At 61.3% G+C, this 20,007-nt stretch carries 19 protein-coding genes, 1 tRNA gene and 1 riboswitch; of the genes, 8 read left to right on the top strand and 12 right to left on the bottom strand.

All coding sequences use genetic code 11. From position 1 onward, the window contains the following. Window positions 1–13: 13 nt before the first annotated feature. The gene (locus tag J2X43_RS08320; RefSeq protein WP_112385354.1) at window positions 14–550 is read right to left on the bottom strand and encodes a GcrA family cell cycle regulator; all 537 of its coding nucleotides are present in this window, start codon (window positions 548–550) and stop codon (window positions 14–16) included. A gap of 426 nt (window positions 551–976) precedes the next feature. Here J2X43_RS08320 and J2X43_RS08315 point away from each other — a divergent pair, with 426 nt between their 5' ends. From J2X43_RS08315 to J2X43_RS08305, 3 genes are all read left to right on the top strand, one after another. After that, window positions 977–2,176 (top strand): aspartate aminotransferase family protein, encoded by a 1,200-nt coding sequence (locus J2X43_RS08315; protein ID WP_310293152.1) that lies wholly within the window; start codon window positions 977–979, stop codon window positions 2,174–2,176. 39 nt (window positions 2,177–2,215) lie between these two features. Further along, window positions 2,216–3,133: an ornithine carbamoyltransferase gene (gene argF / locus J2X43_RS08310; RefSeq protein WP_310293150.1), complete on the top strand. Its 918-nt coding sequence runs from the start codon at window positions 2,216–2,218 to the stop codon at window positions 3,131–3,133. Between the two features lie 94 nt (window positions 3,134–3,227). Further along, window positions 3,228–4,220 carry an Hsp33 family molecular chaperone gene (locus tag J2X43_RS08305; RefSeq protein WP_310293148.1) on the top strand — a complete coding sequence of 331 codons (993 nt, stop codon included), beginning with the start codon at window positions 3,228–3,230 and terminating at the stop codon, window positions 4,218–4,220. Between the two features lie 3 nt (window positions 4,221–4,223). Here J2X43_RS08305 and apaG read toward each other — a convergent pair whose 3' ends face one another. Together apaG and J2X43_RS08295 are read right to left on the bottom strand one after the other, a co-directional pair. Further along, on the bottom strand, window positions 4,224–4,616 hold the full coding sequence (gene apaG, locus J2X43_RS08300; protein WP_112385358.1) for a Co2+/Mg2+ efflux protein ApaG: 393 nt from the start codon (window positions 4,614–4,616) through the stop codon (window positions 4,224–4,226). A 212-nt stretch (window positions 4,617–4,828) separates the two neighbouring features. Continuing rightward, window positions 4,829–6,013, bottom strand: a complete 1,185-nt coding sequence (locus tag J2X43_RS08295) for an O-succinylhomoserine sulfhydrylase (protein ID WP_310293145.1) — start codon at window positions 6,011–6,013, stop codon at window positions 4,829–4,831. Between the two features lie 42 nt (window positions 6,014–6,055). After that, window positions 6,056–6,134, bottom strand: a riboswitch (SAM riboswitch). A 73-nt stretch (window positions 6,135–6,207) separates the two neighbouring features. Here J2X43_RS08295 and J2X43_RS08290 point away from each other — a divergent pair. Then, window positions 6,208–7,302 (top strand): 2'-deoxycytidine 5'-triphosphate deaminase, encoded by a 1,095-nt coding sequence (locus tag J2X43_RS08290; protein ID WP_162698720.1) that lies wholly within the window; start codon window positions 6,208–6,210, stop codon window positions 7,300–7,302. Window positions 7,303–7,345: 43 nt separating this feature from the next. After that, window positions 7,346–7,419, top strand: a tRNA-Gly gene (locus J2X43_RS08285). An 18-nt stretch (window positions 7,420–7,437) separates the two neighbouring features. Here the strand turns inward: J2X43_RS08285 and J2X43_RS08280 are convergent. The 3 genes from J2X43_RS08280 to J2X43_RS08270 form a co-directional block, all read right to left on the bottom strand. Further along, complete coding sequence (locus J2X43_RS08280) at window positions 7,438–8,535, bottom strand: PAN domain-containing protein (protein WP_310293143.1); 1,098 nt, start codon at window positions 8,533–8,535, stop codon at window positions 7,438–7,440. Window positions 8,536–8,841: 306 nt separating this feature from the next. Further along, the gene (locus tag J2X43_RS08275) at window positions 8,842–10,869 is read right to left on the bottom strand and encodes a methyl-accepting chemotaxis protein (RefSeq protein WP_310293141.1); all 2,028 of its coding nucleotides are present in this window, start codon (window positions 10,867–10,869) and stop codon (window positions 8,842–8,844) included. 504 nt (window positions 10,870–11,373) lie between these two features. Next, window positions 11,374–13,041 (bottom strand): glycosyltransferase family 2 protein, encoded by a 1,668-nt coding sequence (locus tag J2X43_RS08270; RefSeq protein WP_310293139.1) that lies wholly within the window; start codon window positions 13,039–13,041, stop codon window positions 11,374–11,376. A gap of 61 nt (window positions 13,042–13,102) precedes the next feature. On the opposite strand from J2X43_RS08270, the gene J2X43_RS08265 reads away from it, so the two are divergent. Next, a complete protein-coding gene (locus tag J2X43_RS08265; RefSeq protein WP_310293138.1) occupies window positions 13,103–13,975 on the top strand; it encodes a transporter substrate-binding domain-containing protein in 873 nt (290 codons plus the stop codon). On the opposite strand, the gene J2X43_RS08260 is transcribed toward J2X43_RS08265, so the two are convergent. The 5 genes from J2X43_RS08260 to J2X43_RS08240 form a co-directional block, all read right to left on the bottom strand. Further along, a complete protein-coding gene (locus J2X43_RS08260; RefSeq protein ID WP_112387497.1) occupies window positions 13,972–14,385 on the bottom strand; it encodes a tellurite resistance TerB family protein in 414 nt (137 codons plus the stop codon). The two genes, J2X43_RS08265 and J2X43_RS08260, sit on opposite strands and share 4 nt — an antisense overlap. Before the next feature lie 61 nt (window positions 14,386–14,446). Beyond that, on the bottom strand, window positions 14,447–15,196 hold the full coding sequence (locus J2X43_RS08255; protein WP_310293137.1) for a thermonuclease family protein: 750 nt from the start codon (window positions 15,194–15,196) through the stop codon (window positions 14,447–14,449). Window positions 15,197–15,207: 11 nt separating this feature from the next. After that, on the bottom strand, window positions 15,208–15,873 hold the full coding sequence (locus tag J2X43_RS08250; protein ID WP_112387499.1) for a helix-turn-helix transcriptional regulator: 666 nt from the start codon (window positions 15,871–15,873) through the stop codon (window positions 15,208–15,210). Window positions 15,874–15,977: 104 nt separating this feature from the next. Continuing rightward, window positions 15,978–16,625 carry a response regulator transcription factor gene (locus J2X43_RS08245; RefSeq protein ID WP_310293134.1) on the bottom strand — a complete coding sequence of 216 codons (648 nt, stop codon included), beginning with the start codon at window positions 16,623–16,625 and terminating at the stop codon, window positions 15,978–15,980. A gap of 89 nt (window positions 16,626–16,714) precedes the next feature. After that, window positions 16,715–17,113, bottom strand: coding sequence for a hypothetical protein (locus tag J2X43_RS08240; RefSeq protein ID WP_310293132.1), 399 nt, complete (start codon window positions 17,111–17,113; stop codon window positions 16,715–16,717). Between the two features lie 116 nt (window positions 17,114–17,229). On the opposite strand from J2X43_RS08240, the gene J2X43_RS08235 reads away from it, so the two are divergent. Together J2X43_RS08235 and J2X43_RS08230 are read left to right on the top strand one after the other, a co-directional pair. Next, entirely contained in the window at window positions 17,230–17,580 is a 351-nt protein-coding gene (locus J2X43_RS08235; RefSeq protein WP_310293129.1) for a DUF952 domain-containing protein, read from the top strand. Further along, on the top strand, window positions 17,580–18,668 hold the full coding sequence (locus tag J2X43_RS08230; protein WP_310293128.1) for a quinone-dependent dihydroorotate dehydrogenase: 1,089 nt from the start codon (window positions 17,580–17,582) through the stop codon (window positions 18,666–18,668). Before J2X43_RS08235 ends, J2X43_RS08230 begins: the two co-directional genes overlap by 1 nt. Here the strand turns inward: J2X43_RS08230 and J2X43_RS08225 are convergent. Next, window positions 18,644–19,990: an MATE family efflux transporter gene (locus tag J2X43_RS08225; protein ID WP_310293126.1), complete on the bottom strand. Its 1,347-nt coding sequence runs from the start codon at window positions 19,988–19,990 to the stop codon at window positions 18,644–18,646. The two genes, J2X43_RS08230 and J2X43_RS08225, sit on opposite strands and share 25 nt — an antisense overlap. Between the last annotated feature and the right edge of the window lie 17 nt (window positions 19,991–20,007).

Here is a 20,007-nt window from a genome sequence, read left to right as displayed (position 1 = left end):
GTGCTTACCCGGCTCAGTTTGCCCGGGCTGCTGCCCTGCGGCGCTCGTTGACCGGCTGGTAGGCCAGGCGCTGGTGGTAGGTGCAGTAAGGCGAAGAATCCGGGCTTTCGCAGCCGCAGAAGTGGAAATCGTCCTTCAAGGGATCGCCGACCGGCCACTTGCAGGTGCGCTCGGTGAGCTCCGTCAGGCCGAGACGGCGGGAAATCGGGACGATCACGTTCTTGGCGGGACGGTATTCCATCTCCTCCATGACGTCGATCTCGATCTCTTCCTTCAGCATCGTCGCGCCCTGCTGGCGGGTGACCGTACGGGTCGTCGCCAGACGCGATGCGTAGGTTGGGGCGCGGGGTGCTGCCGCCGTACGCTTGGGAGCGCGGGCAGCCGTGGCGTTGCCGCCGGCCTTCGCACGGCCCGGCAGCGCCAGACGGTGAACCTTGCCGATAACGGCGTTACGGCTGACGCCGCCAAGCTGGGCAGCGATCTGGCTCGCGCTCAGCCCTTCGGACCACAGTTTCTTGAGTTTCTCGACCCGCTCGTCTGTCCAGTTCATGCCCTGTGTCTCCGCCGTTTAAGCGTTGCGAAGGCAGAATCCCTCACTGTTTGCCCCGGACGAATCCGGCACAAGAAACGCTTGACTAATTTTGGTGACTAGTTCCGCCGCATGCAGTCTAGTAATTGAGTTTTAACCTAGTGTGAGGCTGACTCCGTGACAAGAGTCGCAGGAATCCGGATGAATCGAATTCGGGGTTTTCCCCAACTTGCTTCCCCTGAGAGTCATTTCTGCAACATTAGCTGTTGATAAAACGCGACATTGCTTGAGCGTCTCTCAGAAGCCACGAAAGCCGCAGTTTTGTTGACATTGCAGTGCGAAAAGTAAATAGTGCCAGTCGCCGCCGAAAGGCGGCATTTTTAATTTTTCGGACCTGGTTTTTTAGCCGGAGTCCGGTTGCCCGTAACGCTGACAGGAGACCGCGCCATGGCTGAAGCCGCGCCGCTATATGATACCTATTCTCGTGCCCCATTGCGGTTCGAGCGAGGTGAGGGCGTGTGGCTGATTACCGAAAGCGGCGAACGATATCTGGATTTCGGTGCCGGCGTTGCCGTGACCTCGGTCGGCCACAGCAATCCGCATGTCGTGGATACCCTAAAGGCACAGGCCGACAAGGTCTGGCACCTGTCCAACATCTATGAAATCCCCGGTCAGGAGCAACTCGCCAGGCGGCTGACGGAGGCGACTTTCGCCGACAAGGTGTTCTTCACCAATTCCGGCGCGGAAGCCCTGGAATGCGCGATCAAGACCGCACGCCGCTATCAGTATTCGAAGGGCCATCCCGAGCGTTTCCATATCATCACCTTCGAAGGCGCCTTCCACGGACGTACGCTGGCGACGATCGCTGCCGGCGGGCAAGAGAAGTATCTCGAAGGTTTCGGCCCCAAGGCCCCTGGCTTCGACCAGGTGCCCTTTGGCGATATCGACGCTGTGCGCGCCGCAATCACCGATGCGACCGCAGGCATTCTGATCGAGCCGGTTCAGGGCGAGGGTGGCATTCGCCCGGTGACCACGGAGTTCATGAAGGCGCTGCGTGCGCTCTGCGACGAGAAGGAGCTGCTGCTCATTCTCGACGAGGTCCAGACGGGCGTCGGCCGTACCGGCAAGTTCTTTGCCTATGAGTGGTCCGGCGTCACCCCTGATATCATGGCTGTCGCCAAGGGCATCGGTGGCGGCTTCCCGCTCGGCGCCTGCCTGGCAACGGCGGAAGCTGCGTCCGGCATGAAGGCCGGTACCCACGGCTCGACCTATGGCGGCAACCCGCTCGCCATGGCTGTCGGCGGCGCTGTGCTCGACATCGTCCTTGCCGAAGGCTTCCTCCAGCATGTCCGTGACGTCGCTCTGGTCTTCCGCCAAGGCCTGGCATCGCTCAAGGACCGCTATCCCGACGTGATCGAGGATATCCGCGGCGAGGGCTTGCTGCTCGGTATCAAGGCCGCCGTTCCCTCGACTGAACTTCTGGCTGCCATCCGCGATGCGCATCTGCTTGGCGTGCCCGCCGGCGACAACGTTGTGCGTCTGCTGCCGCCTTTGGTCGTCACGGCGGAGGAAGCTCGCGAGGGTCTCGCCCGCATTGAGCAGGCCGCCGAAAGCATTCGCGCATCGAAGGCCAAGAAGACGGCTTGAACGGATAGATGCCTTCCGGGGCAAACAGGTAAGGACGACATGGCTTCCCCCAAACACTTCCTCGATCTTTCGGCGATGAGCTCTGCCGATCTGCGTGTCATCATGGACGACGCGATGCTGCGCAAGCAGGCGTTCAAAGCAGGCAAGGGCGACAAGCCGCTGGCCGGCAAGATGCTGGCGATGATCTTCGAAAAGCCTTCCACACGGACGCGCGTCTCCTTCGATGTCGGCATGCGGCAGCTCGGCGGCGAGACGCTGTTCCTCTCGGGCACCGAGATGCAGCTCGGCCGCGCCGAGACGATCGGCGATACCGCCAAGGTTCTGTCGCGCTACGTTGATGCGATCATGATCCGTACGACCGAGCATCACCGCATGCTGGAGCTTGCCGAACACGCGACGGTACCGGTCATCAACGCGCTGACGGACGATACGCATCCCTGCCAGATCATGGCTGATATCATGACCTTCGAAGAGCATCGCGGCCCGGTCAAGGGCAAGACGATCGCCTGGACCGGTGACGGCAACAATGTGCTGCATTCGCTGGTCGAAGGGGCTGCCCGTTTCGGCTATCGCATGAACATGGCGGTACCCCTTGGTTCTGAGCCGAAGGATCACTATCTGAACTGGGCCCGCAATGAGGGCGCCGAAATCATGCTTGGCCATGATGCCGACCGTGCGGTCGAAGGCGCCGATTGCGTGGTAACCGATACCTGGGTCTCCATGAATCAGGAACATCGGGCTCGCGGTCACAACGTCTTCCAGCCCTATCAGGTCAATCAGGCTTTGATGGCGAAAGCAGGCAAGGATGCATTGTTCATGCATTGCCTGCCCGCCCATCGTGGTGAGGAAGTGACGGACGATGTGATCGATGGCCCGCAATCCGTGGTCTTCGATGAAGCGGAAAACCGTCTTCATGCGCAGAAGTCGATTCTTGCATGGTGCCTGGGCGCGATCTGAACCATATTGGACGCCACATCCGGCCTGATGGCCTGGTGGCCGCGCGAGCGGGAAGACAGCTTGGTCTGCCGCTCTGACGACTAGGAGTAAGACCATGGCAGACACAGCCGCCGCTCTCAACGAGCTTCACTTCGCGGGCGATGATCACGTCGTCCCCTTTCAGGTCGAAGGCCTGGATGTGCGCGGCCGCGCCGTCCAGCTCGGCCCGATGCTCGACGCCATCCTTGAGCGCCACCACTATCCCGCACCCGTCGCCCGGCTTCTGGCCGAAGTCGTGGTCCTGACGGTTCTGCTCGGCACGTCGCTGAAATTCGAAGGCAAGTTCACGGTGCAGACCAAGGGTGATGGCCCGGTCGACCTGCTTGTTGCCGATTTTGCCACACCCGAGAACGTACGCGCCTATGCGCGCTTCGATCAGGCACTGCTGGATCAGGCGATCGCCGCCGGGCAGACAGAACCCGAGCAGCTGCTCGGCAAGGGCGTGCTGGCCTTCACCATCGATCAGGGCAAGTTCAGCCAGCCCTATCAGGGCATCGTCGAACTCGACGGTACCTCGCTCGAGGATATCGCCGGCGTCTATTTCCGCCAATCCGAGCAGATCCCGACGCGCGTCCGTCTGGCGGCTGCCGAACTTCTCGACCGCGACAGCAGCGGCAAGCCGCGGCATCGCTGGCGGGCAGGGGGGCTTGTCGCGCAGTTCCTGCCGGAAGCGCCCGAGCGCATGCGCCAGCCGGATCTGCATGGCGGAGACGGCGATGAAATTGCGACAGGTTTGAAGGAAGATGACGCCTGGGCAGAAGCCCGCGCCATGGTCGAGACCATCGACGCCGATGAGCTGACGGATCCGCTGGTCGGAACCGAGCGGCTGCTCTATCGCCTGTTCCACGAGCGCGGCGTGCGGGTTTTCGAGGCCAAGCAGGTCTACGACCGCTGCAGCTGTTCGCGTGAAAAGATCGGCGGCGTTCTGAAGGGCTTTTCGGCGGAGGAGATCGAGGCCAGCCAGGAAAACGGTGAGATCGCCGTCACCTGTGAATTCTGCTCGACCACCTATCGTTTCGAGCCGGCAGAGCTGCAGCCGGCCGAATGACGGTCAGTTCAGCACTCTGAGAAGGCCGGGCGAATCCAGGGAGAAGGCGGGTATCTCGACATCGAAGAGCTCGCCTTCGTCCGTTTCCATCTGGTAGTGGCCGAACATCAGCCCCGATGGCGTATCGAGCGGGCAGCCTGACGAGTATTCATAGGTATCGCCGGGCTCCAGCCGCGGCTGTTCGCCGACCACACCCGGTCCCGTTACCTCGTCGACCACACCGTTCTGGTCCGTTATGTTCCAGTAACGGTTGACGAGTTTGACTGACAGGCCGGAATTGTTGCTGATGACGATGCGGTATCCCCAGACATAGCGATCGTCGTCCGGATCGGATTGCTCCTCCAGATAAAACGGCTCGACAACAACTTCTATATCGCGTGTGAGGGCCCGGTACATGCCTTACACCTTAGTCGGGATATCTTACTCGTATCTTATACGGCATTGGCTCCGTCAAGAAATGCCACCGTATCATCAGCCAAATACAGGCGATTGCACGCCGTTTTGATTGTTAATCCTAACATTCAAAGTTAATGACTCTAATAAAGCAGAGCTGACTGAAGCTTTAGGTGGGGCGGGCCGCCGGACCGGCAAGTCCGGCGGCTTACTGCTTAAGCCGGGATCTTCGACAGAGCCTGGGCGAAATCTTCAAGCAGATCGTCGGTATCTTCGATGCCTGCCGAAAGACGCACGGTGCCGGCCGAAATGCCGAGTTCGGCACGCGCCTCATCCGAGAGGTTCTTGTGCGTTGTCGTCGCCGGATGCGTGATCAGGCTGCGCGTATCGCCGAGATTGTTGGAGATCGTCACCACATCGAGTGCGTTCTGCAGCTTGAAGGCAGCTTCCTTGCCTCCCTTCAGCTCGAAGCAGACCAGCGTCGAGCCGCCGGTCATCTGCTTGGCGATGATGTCGGCCTGCGGATGGTCCTTGCGGCCGGGATAAATGACGCGGGCAACCTGCTTCTGCTCGGCCAGGAAATCGGCAATCTTTGCGGCATTCCTGGTCTGCTGGGCCACACGCAGCGGCAGCGTCTCGATGCCCTTCAGGAGCGTCCATGCGTTGAACGGCGACATGGCCGGGCCAGTATGGCGGAAGTAGTCGTGCAGGTGCTCGTCGATCCACGCCTTGTCGGAGAGCACGACGCCGCCGAGGCAGCGGCCCTGGCCGTCGATATGCTTGGTCGCCGAATAGATGACGATGTGAGCGCCGAGCTCCAGAGGCTTCTGGAAGAGCGGCGTCGCAAAGACGTTGTCGACCACGACCTTGGCGCCGACCTGGTTGGCGAGCTTGGCAACGCCGGCGATATCCACGATCTCGAGTGTCGGGTTGGTCGGGCTTTCCAGGAAGAACACTTTGGTCTTCGGCGTGATCGCCTTTTCCCAGTTTTCCAGGTATCGGCCGTCAACGAGCGTGCATTCGATGCCGTATTTCGGCGCCAGCGTCTCGACCACCCAGCGGCAGGAGCCGAAGAGGGCGCGGGCCGCAACGATATGATCGCCAGCCTTCAGCTGGCAGAGGATTGCAGCGGTGACGGCGGCCATGCCGGAGGCCGTGGCGCGTGCATCTTCCGCACCCTCGAGTGCGCACATGCGCTTCTCGAACATGTCGTTGGTGGGGCTGCCGTAGCGGGCGTAGATGAAGCCTTCGGTCTCGCCCTTGAAGCGGGCCTCGGCCGCCTCCGACGTGTCGTAGACGAAGCCTTGCGTCAGGTAGATTGCCTCCGACATCTCGCCATATTGCGAGCGCAGAGTGCCTCCGTGAACGAGTTGGGTTGCAGGGCGCCAGGACTTGCTCATGCCATCACCTCAAAAACAAAAAAAACCGGCCGCAAAAGCAGACCGGTTTCATACCCGGTCTTTTTAGCCACTTATTTAACGTGGCTGCAAGCCGACCGGCCAAATCACCACGGGATAAAGCTGCAATACTGCCGTTAGCTGCTTGCGTCAATTCCCCGTATTTGGTTTTGTCGGCCACGAACTATGGATGGAGCATGATGGCTCGCGAAACTGGAATCTTGGCCGACCGTGCCATTGCTGCGTTGTTTGAGACCGGCCGACTGATCTCCGAACGGGAACTTGACCGTGACCAGATTCAGCCGGCAAGCCTCGACCTGCGCCTCGGCGCCAAGGCGTTCCGGGTGCGCGCCAGCTTCATGCCTGGCCCTTCGCATCTGGTGTCGGACAAGCTCGATCGTCTGAGCCTGCATGTCATCGACCTCTCCGAAGGGGCTGTTCTCGAAACCGGCTGCGTCTATATCGTTCCCCTGATGGAGCGTGTGGATCTGCCGGCCGGCATGTCGGCCTCCGCCAATCCGAAGAGCTCCACCGGCCGCCTCGATATCTTCACCCGCGTCATCACTGACTACGCCCAGGAATTCGACAAGATCCCGGCCGGATATTCCGGCCCGCTCTATCTCGAAATCTCGCCGCGTACCTTCCCGATCGTCGTGCGCCGCGGCTCGCGCCTGTCGCAGATCCGCTTCCGCGTCGGCCATTCCATTCTTGGCGAACCGGACCTTCAGGCGCTGCATGACAGCGAGACGCTGGTCGCCAGCGCCAAGCCGAACGTCTCAGGCGGCGGCATTGCCCTGTCGATCGATCTCGCAGGCGACAAGGAAGGCCTGATCGGCTATCGCGGCAAGCACCACACCGCCGTCGTCGATGTCGACAAGAAGGCCCAGCACGACATTTTCGATTTCTGGGAGCCGCTCTATAGCCGCGGCCGCAACGAGCTGATCCTCGACCCGGACGAGTTCTACATCCTCGTCTCGCGCGAAGCCGTGCATGTCCCGCCGCACTACGCCGCTGAGATGACGCCCTTCGACCCCTTGGTTGGCGAATTCCGCGTCCACTATGCCGGCTTCTTCGACCCGGGCTTCGGCCATGCACCGGCGGGTGGTCGCGGCAGCCGCGCCGTTCTCGAAGTGCGCAGCCACGAGGTCCCCTTCATCCTCGAAGACGGCCAGATCGTCGGCCGCCTGATCTACGAGCACATGCTGGAAAAACCCGAAAGCCTCTACGGCTCCGGCCTCGGCTCCAACTACCAGGCCCAGGGCCTGAAGCTCTCGAAACACTTCCGCATCTGACCGCCTTGACACCGCCTCCCATCTGTTGGAAGGCTTGCACTGCGCGGGTGTAGCTCAATGGTAGAGCAGCAGCTTCCCAAGCTGAATACGAGGGTTCGATTCCCTTCACCCGCTCCAAATATCTTCGTGGTGTATTCAATTTGACCGGCTCCCTGCGGTTGACAGCAGGTTGCCGCGTGTCGGCTTGCGGATATTGAGCATGACGCACATGCCGCTTCGATAATAGTTGAACCCTTGACAAGTAGGGGTCAGAACGCATTGATCTTGGCACGCGTCCAACGTCGAGCCATTGAACTTTGCAAACGGCCTACCCTTGATTTCAACGTTCTTGCTGGTGCGAAATTCAAGCGATGGGCCAAAGTCCTGGCCTATCCGACGAATATCTGACGCATCGCCTTTATAGCCAGATACTGCGCCGGAAAACTGCAGCGCCTCGGTCGCCATCCCCTTAAGAAAGCAGACGTTGTGGACTTCGTTGAAAGTGAACGCCCGGCAGCGGTCATTGCCGTCACATTCCATTTTGCAGTCTTCGACAGTGAACAGTTTCAACGGCATGTCAGGAAGGTCGTAGCCCGGTAGGTCGGTGTGTTCAAACAACTTCCATGCCGGCTCCTGAGGCTGAGATTGCGGCGTGACGGTCACTGTTGTCGGGGCATAGCTCGCCGTGCCATTCGTTCCGAAAGGAACTGGCGTTGAAGCTTGTCCCTGCTTATCGCTGGGCAGAAGGGTGACATCTAGCCCGATGCGTTTGGCATCGTCAGCCGTTAGCCATTGCATTGATTGTGGTGCCGCGTCAGTGACATAGACGATGGCTTTTGCGCCTAGGCCAAGCTGCTGGAGATAGGATCCGACTAAGGCATTTCCGGCGCTACTGACATCCTGCTGGCCGGTGGTGTCGACGAAGACAGCGTGAAAGCCGATTTTCGATGTTTCAGTAAGAAAGCGATTCTTTCCTGCGAGCCAGGCAAGACCGCACGATGATGCACAAATTGTGCTTTCCCCTACCGCTGTCGAAAACCCTTTGATGGAAATTGTTCGGCCGATCTCCATACCGACGCCGGCAAGTCCACCGGAGCTGCTCAAAAAGACGACGGCACTGTCGGTCGAAATGGCCAGATTCTTGAAGCGGGTGTCATCGCCTTCAACAAACTCCCCGACGACGGAGATAAGCGAGATCTCATCCTTCAGCTTTTCGATCTGAATATCGGCCGACCACGCCAGGGATGAAAGCAACGAAAACCAGATACACGCAGCAACCCGAAGACAACGCACGACTTTAAGCCCTCTACCACCCTTAGTGGAGTAAGCGGCAGTCACTTTGAAAAGTCAAAGTCGAAATTTGGCAGAGGTTAATTCACAGGCGTTCTCGGCCTATGTACCGGGAGGCGAATGATATTCAAGGTATCGCCTCCGCGCCTTTGAGAATAACATTATGAGCATTGGCGACACTTGCTGGCGTTTGCCGCGCCTCTTCTGGCTGCGCAAGATGGTGCTGGAAAGCAAAATGGCGCCTGGTCAGGCGCCACCTGTCGATAGCGGTCAGAACTCCGTCCAATCGGCGTCCTTGCTCTCGATCGCCGGGCTGTTCACGCCGAAGGCGCTGGCAAGCTTCTGGCCGAGCGCGTGTGCGGGCGAGGCCTTGGGGCGGGCGGTTGCGGAGTTGGCAACGCGGATCGAGGCCGGGCGCGGCTTGGTTACCGGTGCGGCCGCCTGGATTGCTGCCGGGCGTGAGGCGATCGGGCGGCTCGTTGCTTGCGATGCCGGAGCGGCTGCAGCGAAGCCGCCGGTTCCCGTCAGCCTGAACTCGGCGAGCAGATTGTTCAGCGATGCCGCTTCGGTTGCCAGGCTGTGGCTGGCGGCGGTGCTTTCCTCGACCATCGCGGCATTCTGCTGCGTGCCCTGGTCCATGGTGTTCACGGCCGTGTTGATCTCCTGCAAGCCGGTCGATTGCTCGCGCGCGGCCTCGGCGATGGCGTGGACGTGCTGGTTGATCTCCTGCACCTCCTGGACGATCGCATCCAGCGCCTTCCCGGTCTCGCCAACAAGCGCCACACCGGTCTGCACATGCGTGCCGGAATTGGTGATCAGCGCCTTGATTTCCTTGGCGGCATTGGCGGAACGCTGGGCGAGTTCACGGACTTCCTGCGCAACGACCGCAAAGCCCTTGCCGGCTTCCCCGGCACGCGCCGCCTCGACACCGGCATTCAATGCCAGCAGGTTGGTCTGGAAGGCGATGTCGTCGATGACGCCGATGATGTTGCCGATTTCCACCGACGACTGCTCGATCTGCTGCATCGCGCCGACAGCCTTCTGGACGATGGCGCCGGATTTTTCGGCGCCGCTGCGCATGCGTGTCACCAGCTCACTGGCTTCCTGAGCACGGCGGGCGGCATCTCGCACCGTTGTGGTGATCTGCTCGAGCGCTGCTGCCGTCTGTTCGACGGAGGCCGCCTGCTGTTCGGTGCGGCGCGACAGCTCGTCGGCCGAGGAGCGGATTTCGTTGGCACCTGCGCCGATGGCGCGGGCATTGGCGCCGACGGCGTTCATCGTGCCGTTGAGCTTGCTGACAGAGCTGTTGAAGTCGGCGCGTAGGCCTTCGAGATGATCCGGGAAAGGAGTCTCGATATGGGCGACGAGATCGCCTGATGACAGGCGCTTCAGGCCATTTGCCAATTCGTCCACGGTGCGGGCGAGTTCGTTGGCTTCGCGGATCTTTTCGGCTTCGCGCTGGCGGCGCTCGTTGTCGCTGAGATTGCGCTCGCTCTCGGCACGCGCCTCGATCTGCTTGCGCTCGAGGGCGTTGTCGCGGAAGACGGCAAGTGCTGCGGCCATCTGGCCGACTTCGTCGCCACGATCGAGGCCGGGCACGTCGCGTTCCGTCTCTCCTTCGGCAAGCAACGTCATGCGCTCGCGCAGCTGCACCATCGGCCCGGCAATACCTGCCTGGGCGATGTAGAAGCCCAGCGCCATCGCACCGGCGATCGATGCAGCAATGACGGCGAGGCAGATGTTGATCCGCGTGCGAACGGCAACGGAGAGCGCATCGCCGCCGTCGTTGAGCATCGACATCATCGCGTCGTTGTTGGCGGTCATTTTCGGTGTCAGGGCGTTCAGCTTTGTCGTCATCATGACAGCTGCCAACTGGGCGCTGGTCATGTCGCCGGATTTTCCAGCTTCGACGACTTTCGCCGACAGGGCTTCGATTTCGTCGATACCCTTCAGGAGCTCATCGATCGCGCTCTTGCGCGCCGGAACCAGATCGGAGGCCTGCTGCAGACGGTCGCGGGCCTGCGGGATCTTGCTGGGCACCGACAGAGCCGTCTTGAAGGCCGGCGTATCGGGCTTCATGTTCGAGAGCGTGGTTGTCTGAAGAACGGAGGAAATCAGCGAAGCGCTGGCGCGCGAGCCCTGCATGGCCGCCAGTGCCTCATGATCGATGAAGGCACTGTAATTTGCGTCAGCGCGGAGGAATTCAGAGATGATATATCCCACACCGGCGACGGTGATCACGCCGAGAAGCGCGATGACGGAAAGGATCTTGGTCCGGATTTTCAGATGTTTGAGCATGGAAAAAGCCCGTTGCGTTCGGCGCGGCCTGTTGCTTGCCGCAGCGCGTTTGAAATCAATGTGTGAAACTCAGCGAAATCTGCTGCGGTTCTTGCGGCATTCCGAAATACCTCGGAGAGGCTCGACAGCGCGCATCATGCAAGCGGCGGGAGGGGGCCGGTGTCGTCGCCGGCGATAAGAATCCAGATTGCTTAATGCTGCCCTAACGCCGCGGGGCAAACCACAGAAAAGATGGCAAGCAATGCGCGGCGGGCAAATGGCCCGGGCGGTCTATGCAGGTTTCCGGCAGGGCACGTGCGGGGTTTTGTCCCAGAAAAACGGATTGCTGCGAAGCTGCCAGACAGCACGCCATGCAGCCGCCGAGAGCATCAGCCAATAAAGCGGCAATGCCAGCCAGCGCAGCCTGAGCGCCCGGCGCTCCCAGCGCGTCATTGCCTTGCGCCCAAGCAGGACGAAAAGCACGTAGCTGGCGATGACATTGCAGCTATCGACGGCAAGCAGGATCTAGTGGACCAGATCTTTCGCACTGTTTCGTTCGGCGAGGTCGAGCAAAGCCGCGCTGATGAAGAACAGCATCCACGGATGCGCGAGCGCAGACAAAAGCATTCCGGCGATCAGCAACTGAAACACCGCAAAGCCCGCGGGGCCCATCTCCCGCATAAGCAGCGCGGGATCGCGCATCAACACCAGCCACGTCTGCAGCCAGCCCTTGAACCAGCGGGTGCGCTGGTGGAGCCAGGTCGCGGCAGTGACAGGCGCGTCTTCCAGCGTCTGGGAACTCAGCACGCCGCAGCGATATCCCCTGCGGTAAAGCCGCATGCCGAGGTCGGCATCCTCGGTGACATTGTGCGGATCCCAGCCACCTGTTTCTTTGAGGATGCTGGTCTTGAAGTGGTTTGAGGTGCCGCCGAGCGGCATCGGCAGGCGCATCAGGGCCAGCATCGGCAGCAGCATGCGGAACAGCGCGGAATATTCGAGCGCAAACGCAGCCGATATCCAGGAGTCGCGGGCATTGGCGATGATCAACGGCGCCTGCAGGCAGACGACGTCATCAGGGGAAGCCCGGAAGGTCGCATAGGCCTCGCGCAGCTGGTCCGGATGCGGCCGGTCTTCGGCATCGTAAACGGCGAGCAGCTCGCCGCGTGCCGAAGCCAGTGCATAGTTCAGCGCCTTCGGCTTCGTTCGCGGCCGGGCAGGCGGAACCTCTATGATTTCAAATTGCGTGCCGAGTGCCTGCGCCGTCAGCGCTGCGATCGTCTCGCGATCGTCAGCCTCGCAGACAAGCTTGATATCGAGTTTCGAGACCGGCCAATTCAGCCGCTTCAGGCAGGTGATCAGCTGCTCGGCGACCGCCGCCTCACGGTAGAGACCGACCATAACCGTATAGACAGGCAGCGGATCACCATCCGCTGTGCGGAGATTGAAACGGGGCACCGGCTTCGTGAGTGCCATGAAACGGATCAGCATCGATGCCAGATAGAATAGCGAAACGAAGATATGCGCTACGAGCAAGACATTGGCATTCGCCAGAATTCCAGCAGCAAGGGCCGTCACCGCTACACCGGCAATGAAACCCTGCTTTCCAAGCAGCACGATACGTGCGCTCACATCCGGGTCACGCTCGAAAAGCGTATTGACGCTCTGCTTCACCCGTCGCTGGGCGCCACGTTCCCAGATCGCCCTGCGCATCTCTGCCGGGGTCGTAATCAGCAGCTGCTCGCGCAAATCCGGGCGAGCGGCGAGCCGCGCCTGCAGGGCTGGAATCTGCCGGGCTTGCGGCACGATCGCATGGGCATGCTGCGGCAGGTATTGGAGCTTGAGAACCTTGGTCTCGATAAGCTGCGTATCGAGGACATCACTGTCGTGAATGAGTTCCGGATTCAGCCGGTCGATAAACTCCAGCCGGAGCAACCGCGCCAATCCGGCATAATAGTTCTCGGCAAGAATCCAGCCGCTGGACAGCAGTTCTTGCTCGATCGTTGTCCCGTTTTGCCGCGCCAGTCCGGCGGCCTCGGCGATCATCGGTTTCCCGATGCCAAGTTCCTGCAGAACGCGAGCCTCTGTGCGGAAAAGCTCATCGTCCTCAGCCTCAACGACGACCCGGTCATTCTGGCTGTGATTTGTTCGCAGGCGGTCGATGGCGCCGCCCGGCGCATATTCCCCGATACGCATGACTCTGATACACCGTCACCGAAGCGGCGACACCCTGCCCCTGATCCGAGGCTGGATAGTAATGACACAATCCTCAATTGCATCCCTAGCTTTTAAGGGATTGTTAACTTTTTGGTTGTCGCTGGTTGTGTTTTTTCCTGTGACGGCCGGGGCGCAGCAGGCCTCGCCCTCTCTGCCGCTACTTTTTGATTCCCGCGAACGCCTTGCCAAGCCGGACCTCTCATCGCTGGTGCGGCTGCGGTTCCTGACATCCGTGGATTTTCCACCGTTCAACTTTACCGATCAAAACGGAAAGCTGTCGGGTTTTAATGTCGATCTGGCACGCGATATCTGCAATGAACTCGAGATTGCAGATAAATGCGAAATCCAGGCCTTGCCCTTCGCCGATCTTGCGGAGGCGCTTGCAGCGTCGCAGGGCGACGCGGTGATCGCAGGCCTGGCGGTGACGCCGGATCTGCGCGGCAAGTTCACATTTTCACGGCCCTATCTGATGCTTCCGGCCCGTTTTGCCCGAAACGGCAAGGCAGCGATCAAGGGCGATACGGCAGCGGCACTGGCAGGCAAGCCGGTCGGTGTTGTCAAGTCGACTGTCCATGAAGCGATGCTCGCCGCCTATTTCCCGGCCATCAAGGCGGTGCCGTTCGACAACAAGGAAGCGCTGCTGACGGCTCTGAAGGACGGCAAGGTCGATGCCGCCTTCGCAGATGCGCTGCAGCTTTCCTTCTGGGTGTCGTCACAGGCATCGGCAAAATGCTGTTCGCTGTTCGATGGCCCCTATCCGTCGGAGCAGTTCCTGGGCGAGGGCATGACGATCATGCTGCGCCGGAACGATGCGATCCTGACGGCGGCGCTGGATCACGCTCTGGCGGCCCTGTCGCGCAACGGCCGCCTGCAGGAAATCTACCTGCGTTATTTCCCGAATGGCCTCTACTAGCCCTTGCGGAAGCGGGCGATCGCGCTGCGCTCGATCGCGGCGCAGGTGAGCTTGTCGAGACCCAGCCGGTCGCGCAGCATGCTGAGAAGGCGGAGTTCTTCTGCCTTAACGGACAGATCGGCCGACGCCACTTCGACGGCCAGCGCATAAGCGGTATCATACAGCTTTGCCGGCAGCGTATCCTTGACCGTCTCCAGCACCACATCGAGTCCCTCGGGGCCGGAAAGCAGCGAAGCACAATCGCGGGCGATCGGGATCAGCTTGTCATCGTCGAAATCCCGGAAGACCGGCAGAAAGCCGATCAGCTGGCCGATACGCTCCATCTCCCGGTCGTTCATCGTGCTGTCGACGGCGGAGGCCATCACCATCACGTAGATCAGGGCGTCATGGGCGGAAAGCGGCTTGTTCATTCGGTCATTCCCTCTGTTCTCCCGAAGTTTAGGAATTGGTCTGTGTCATTACAAGGGATCGTTAGGTCGGATCGAGGGGATTGTCGTCAGGCGGCGGATCGGCCGGCGGAGCGATCGGCGCACCCTTGCGCGGGTCGTCGCCGAAGATGCCTTTCTTGTCCGCCCTAGCCGTCTCGGAGGCTGCAGCAAAGGCGGAGCCCGGCGCTGCTTCCGCCCAGCCGTTTTCGGCAAGCCATTCCGAAAGATCCTGCGTGCCGATCTTGCAGCTTGCGGTCGCCGTGCCCTTCCAGTTGACGTCGTCGAGATCGCAGGTCACCGAGCGCAGGCGAAGGAACAGCCGGAAATTCGTCTTCGCCAGCATGCCACAGGGCCAATCGCTGCCATCGCCATCCTTGCAGCTCTTGTCATCAGGCGTCGGCAGGATACCGGCAAGCGCCAGCTTCCGGTCGCCGAAGGCAAGCACGCCGGCGCTTTCGGCAACCGGCCGCGGCAGCACGGCACCCTTCTTTGGTTCGGGTTTCGGCTTTTCCGGCTCGGGCGCCGCAACGCGTTCCAAAGGCCTTCCATCGACCTCTGCCGGATAGAACTGGCTGCCGCTATCGACCGGTCTGGCACTCATGCTGATTTCGGGGGCAGGCGGCTTCAGAGCAGGCGGCGGCGCAGCGCTTGCGGCCTCTAAGACAGCAGGAGCGGGCGCTTCGCTTTCTATTGCCGCGCCATCATCCCCGGAAAAACGTTCCCGCCCGGCTGCCAGCATGCCCGTAACAATGGCGATCCCCGCAACAGCTGTCAGAAGTGCCGCAGGCCGCATGGAAGATTTTCCTATTGGCTGGCCCAGATGATGCGGGCAATCCAATCCACATCGGAGAGCTCGAATATCCGGTTCGGGTGTTCGGGGTTGAGTGACATCAGCTCGATGGATCGCGGGCTCTGGCGCAAGAGCACCTTTGCCATTACCTCGCCCTCGCGCGTCTTGACGACGACGCGATCGTTGCGGCGCACCTGTGCGCCGGGCTCGACGATCAGCACATCGCCATCCCGGTAGAGCGGCATCATGCTGTCGCCCTGGACTTCGAGGGCATAAACGCCGGCCTTTTGCGAAGGAGCAGCCGGGAATTCCACGACGTCCCAGCCTTGACCGGCCGGAAAGCCGCCATCGTCGAAAAAGCCGCCTGCGCCCGCCTGCGCGAAGCCGAGAAGCGGTATCGAACTGCCCTGAGCCGGGAAGGCGCCCTCGGGAATGCCGGAAAAGCCAGTGGCCGGGCGCATGAAGGTCAGGAACTGCTCCATGGTCGCGCCGGTCGCATCCAGCACCTTGGCGATGGATTCGGTCGAAGGCCAGCGCATCCTGCCGTCAGTCGAAAGCCTTTTGGACTTGTTGAAGGAGGTTGGGTCGAGCCCCGCACGGCGGGCAAGACCCGAGGGCGTCAGGTCGTGCCGTTCGGCAAGCCTGTCGATCGCTCCCCAAATCTGCTCGTGTGACAGCATCGTGCATGATCCTGCGCGCTGAGCGCTACTCTCCAGTCGGCGCAAAGATTAACGCCAAGCGTGAGGAGAGTAAAGAGCAAAGAGGAATAAAATCCTGTTTTGGATCAGGCGACCATCGCCATGTTGATCTTGCCGAGCTGGATCACCGCCTGGGTGCGGCTATCGACATTAAGCTTCAGCAGGATGGCCGAGACATGCGCCTTGATCGTCGCTTCGGAGACGCCGAGTTCATAGGCGATCTGCTTGTTGAGCAGGCCTTCGCCGAGCATGGTCAGAACGCGGCTCTGCTGCGGCGTCAGCGTATGCAGGCGGTGGATCAGATCGGCAACGTCAGGGTCCTGCTCCTGCCCGTCGCGGTAATTTTCAGGCGTGGCGATATCGCCGGCCAGCACCGTCTGGACGCCACGGCGGATATCCTCGATGCCGGATGATTTCGAGATGAAGCCCGAAGCGCCGAGTTCCAGCGCCCGGCGGATCGTCGTCGCGTCGTCGGTGGCCGAGATGATGACGATCGGCAGGCTGGCGAATTCCGAACGCAGCGACATCAACCCGGAAAACCCGCTAACCCCTGGCATGGCCAGATCGAGCAGCATCAGGTCGGCATCGGGATGATCGCCGGCGGCAGCACGCGCCGCGCTGAAATCACCTGCCTCGATAATGGACTGTTGTCCGTCCATGCCGGATACGGCCTGACGCAGCGCATCCCGGAAAAGCGGATGATCGTCCGCAATGATGATCGTCTGTTCGTGCATCGATCACTCCCTCCCAAGAGCCGATCCCGTCCTCCCACATGCGGCGGCGCGCGCCACACATGTCTCCATTCTTATATGACTATATCAAATCAGGTCTTTTGCGGAAGGGGCGCCGTCTTCTCATCCTCCTGGAATTGCTTCACCACGCCCATGAAGCTCTTCATCATCTTTTCCATGATGCTGATCGAGCGGTCGATCTCGGCATCCGAGGGCAGAGCCTTGTTGACGATGCTCTTGTTCTCAAGCGCTCCGACGCGCTCCGAGAGCCGGTCGAGCTCATCCTCGTAGGCGGCCCGCTCATCGGCGGCCATACGGCAGACCAGCGATCCCTCTTTCTCCTCGCAAAGCGACATCGCGCCGGTCTGCTTGTCGAGACGGATGAAATGGTCACCGCTACGCTCCAGCTGAAAGCGCGCCGCGTCAGCTTCGGCGGCAGAAAGCGCGGCGGGGATAAGCAGGGCTGCAAGTCCGATTGCGATCGTCTTCATCAGATCATCCTCCGGATTTTCGATGCGGCTGTCGTTTTTCGCCTGCGGGCCGTGGACATCGCCGTCTCTTTGCGGCAAAGCGCTGGCAACCAGGATCAGCCATTCGTGAGGCCATCATGACCGTGACACCGGCGGTTTACAAGATCGTGACGGAAACGCTCTGGCAGCAGGCGCGGGAAGCAGGCGTCTTCCTCGGCGCCGGTATCGATCTCAACGATGGTTTCATTCACCTCTCGACCGCTGACCAGGCACGCCAGACGGCAGCGCTCTATTTCGCAGGGCAGGCGGGTCTGATGCTCATCGCGATCGACAGTGCAAGGCTCGGCGACAATCTGATCTTCGAGGCCTCGCGCGGCGGCGATCTCTTCCCGCATCTCTATGGCGAGCTGCCGCTTTCGGCGGTGATCTGGGAGAAGCCGCTGCGGCTCGATGAGGCAGGCAATCATATCTTTCCGGAGCTTATCTGATGTTGGACCTTTTCAAGCAGGCCACCCGTAAGGGCCTCTTCCTCTTCGATCCGGAAACGGCGCATGGCATGTCGATCGCCGGGCTGAAATCGGGCCTCGTACCGGCTTGCCGCATTCCTGCCGATCCGCGGCTTGCGCAAACGGTCGCCGGCCTGACATTCGCCAATCCGCTCGGCATGGCAGCCGGATATGACAAGAATGCCGAGGTTCCGGAAGCGCTTCTGCGGCTCGGCTTCGGCTTCACGGAAATCGGCACGGTGACGCCCAAGCCGCAATCCGGCAATCCGCGCCCGCGCATCTTCCGCCTGGTCGAAGACAATGGCGTCATCAACCGCCTCGGCTTCAACAACGAAGGCCACGAGGCGGCCTTCCAGCGCCTCTCGGCGATCCGAGGCGATGGCATTATCGGCGTCAACATCGGCGCCAACAAGGATAGCGAAGACCGGATCGGCGATTACGTCACCGGCATCCGCCGCTTCTACTCCATCGCCCGCTATTTCACGGCCAATATCTCCTCGCCCAACACGCCGGGCCTGCGCGATCTGCAGGCGCGCGAAAGCCTTGCGGCCCTTCTGTCCGCCGTTCTCGCCGCCCGCGACGAGGAAGCGAAGAAGGCTGGCCGCCGCGTGCCGGTTTTCCTGAAGATCGCGCCTGATCTGACGGAAGAAGGCATGGACGATATCGCCGCCGAAGCCCTGGCGCATGCGCTGGATGGTCTGATCGTTTCCAACACCACGCTCGCCCGCGATGGCCTGAAGGATCAGCTGCAGGCGAAGGAGGCTGGCGGGCTTTCCGGCGCGCCGCTGTTTGGCAAGTCGACGGCGGTGCTCGCGCGGATGCGCAAGCGCGTCGGCCCGTCTCTGCCGATCATCGGCGTTGGCGGCGTGTCCTCGGCTGAAACCGCGCTTGAGAAGATCAAGGCGGGCGCGGACCTCGTGCAGCTCTATTCCTGCATGGTCTATGAAGGCCCGGGTCTGGCTGGCGACATCATCCGCGGCCTGTCGAAGCTTGTTGACCGCGAGAAGGTCTCATCGATCAGCGAGCTGCGCGACAGCAGGCTCGATCACTGGGCTGCGGCGAAGGTCTGATCGGCGCGCGGCTTGACCAGCATCGCCAGGAAGATGCCGCGAAACAGCAGGAAGGCGTTCATCGCCAGCCAGAGCCCGTGATTGCCGAACAGCGGCACGAAGACCGCCAGCGCTGCCAGATATCCGGCAAAGGACATCAGCATGCGATTGCGCATGTCTGAAGACCACGTCGCGCCGATGAAGACCCCGTCCATCAGAAACGCCAGCGCGCCGGTGAGACCCGTGATCGCCGCCCAGGGCATATAGGTGTTGGCCGCCTCGCGAACATCGGGGGAGGTGGTCAGCACCGAGATCAGCCACGGACCGGCCGCAAAGAAGAAAGCCGAAACGGCGGCCGCAAGTCCGAAAGACCAGATCGCCGTCAGCTTCAGGCCGCGATCGAAAGCCGGACGGTGCGCCGCGCCGATCGCTCGCCCGGTGATCTGCTCGGCCGCGTTGGCAAGGCCATCGAGATAATAGCCCGACAGCAGAAAGAAGTTCATCAGCACCGCATTGGCCGCCAGCGTCACGGCGCCGAAGCTGGTGCCGATGCGGGTCATGATGGCGAAGGAGCCGATCAGCACGAAGGTGCGGATCAGGATATCGCGGTTGAGCGCGAAGAGCTCTGCAAGCCGGTGCCGTGAAAGAATTTCGGCACGTTGCGGGCGCTGACTTCCTTTGAAGCTGCGCAACACGATTGCCAGACCGGCGAGCGCACCGACCGTCTCGCCGACCATCGTGCCCCAGGCAACGCCTGCGACACCCCATTCAAGCTCCAGACCGAGATAGATGGCGAGCACGATATTGATGCCGTTGATGAGTATCTGCAGCGAAAGCCCGATCGTGCCCTGGCCGCGTCCGAGGACGAAGCCGAGAATGGCATAGTTTGCGAGTGCGGCGGGCGCCGCCAGGATGCGGATCGAGAAATAGGTGCTGGTCGCCTGCGCCACGGCCGCTTCCGGTCCCATCAGCTTCAGCCCCGCTGCCAGAAGCAGCGGGGACAGACAGAGCAACAATACGCCGCAGCCGATCGCCGAAATCATCGCCCGCCAGAACACGCCCTGCTGCTCCCGCAGATCACGCCTGCCAAGCGCCTGCGCGGTCAGGCCGGTCGTCGAGGCGCGGAGAAAGTTGAAGCTGCCGAGGAGGAGGTCGAAGAGCATGGCGCCGATGGCAAGACCGGCGAGCGCGTCGGGTTGGCCCATATGGCCGACGACGCCGGTATCGACAAGGCCGAGCAGCGGCGTCGTCATGAAGCCGAGGGTCATCGGGATAGCGATCGACAGCACCAGCCGGTGCGTCACGTCGAATGCCAATGGTGTGCGGTCTTCAGTCCTGCTCATGCCTGCCTCGAAACGGG

The organism is Rhizobium sp. BE258, from assembly GCF_031457345.1.
Classification (GTDB): domain Bacteria; phylum Pseudomonadota; class Alphaproteobacteria; order Rhizobiales; family Rhizobiaceae; genus Rhizobium.
This window is presented reverse-complemented; position numbering and strand designations above follow the sequence as displayed.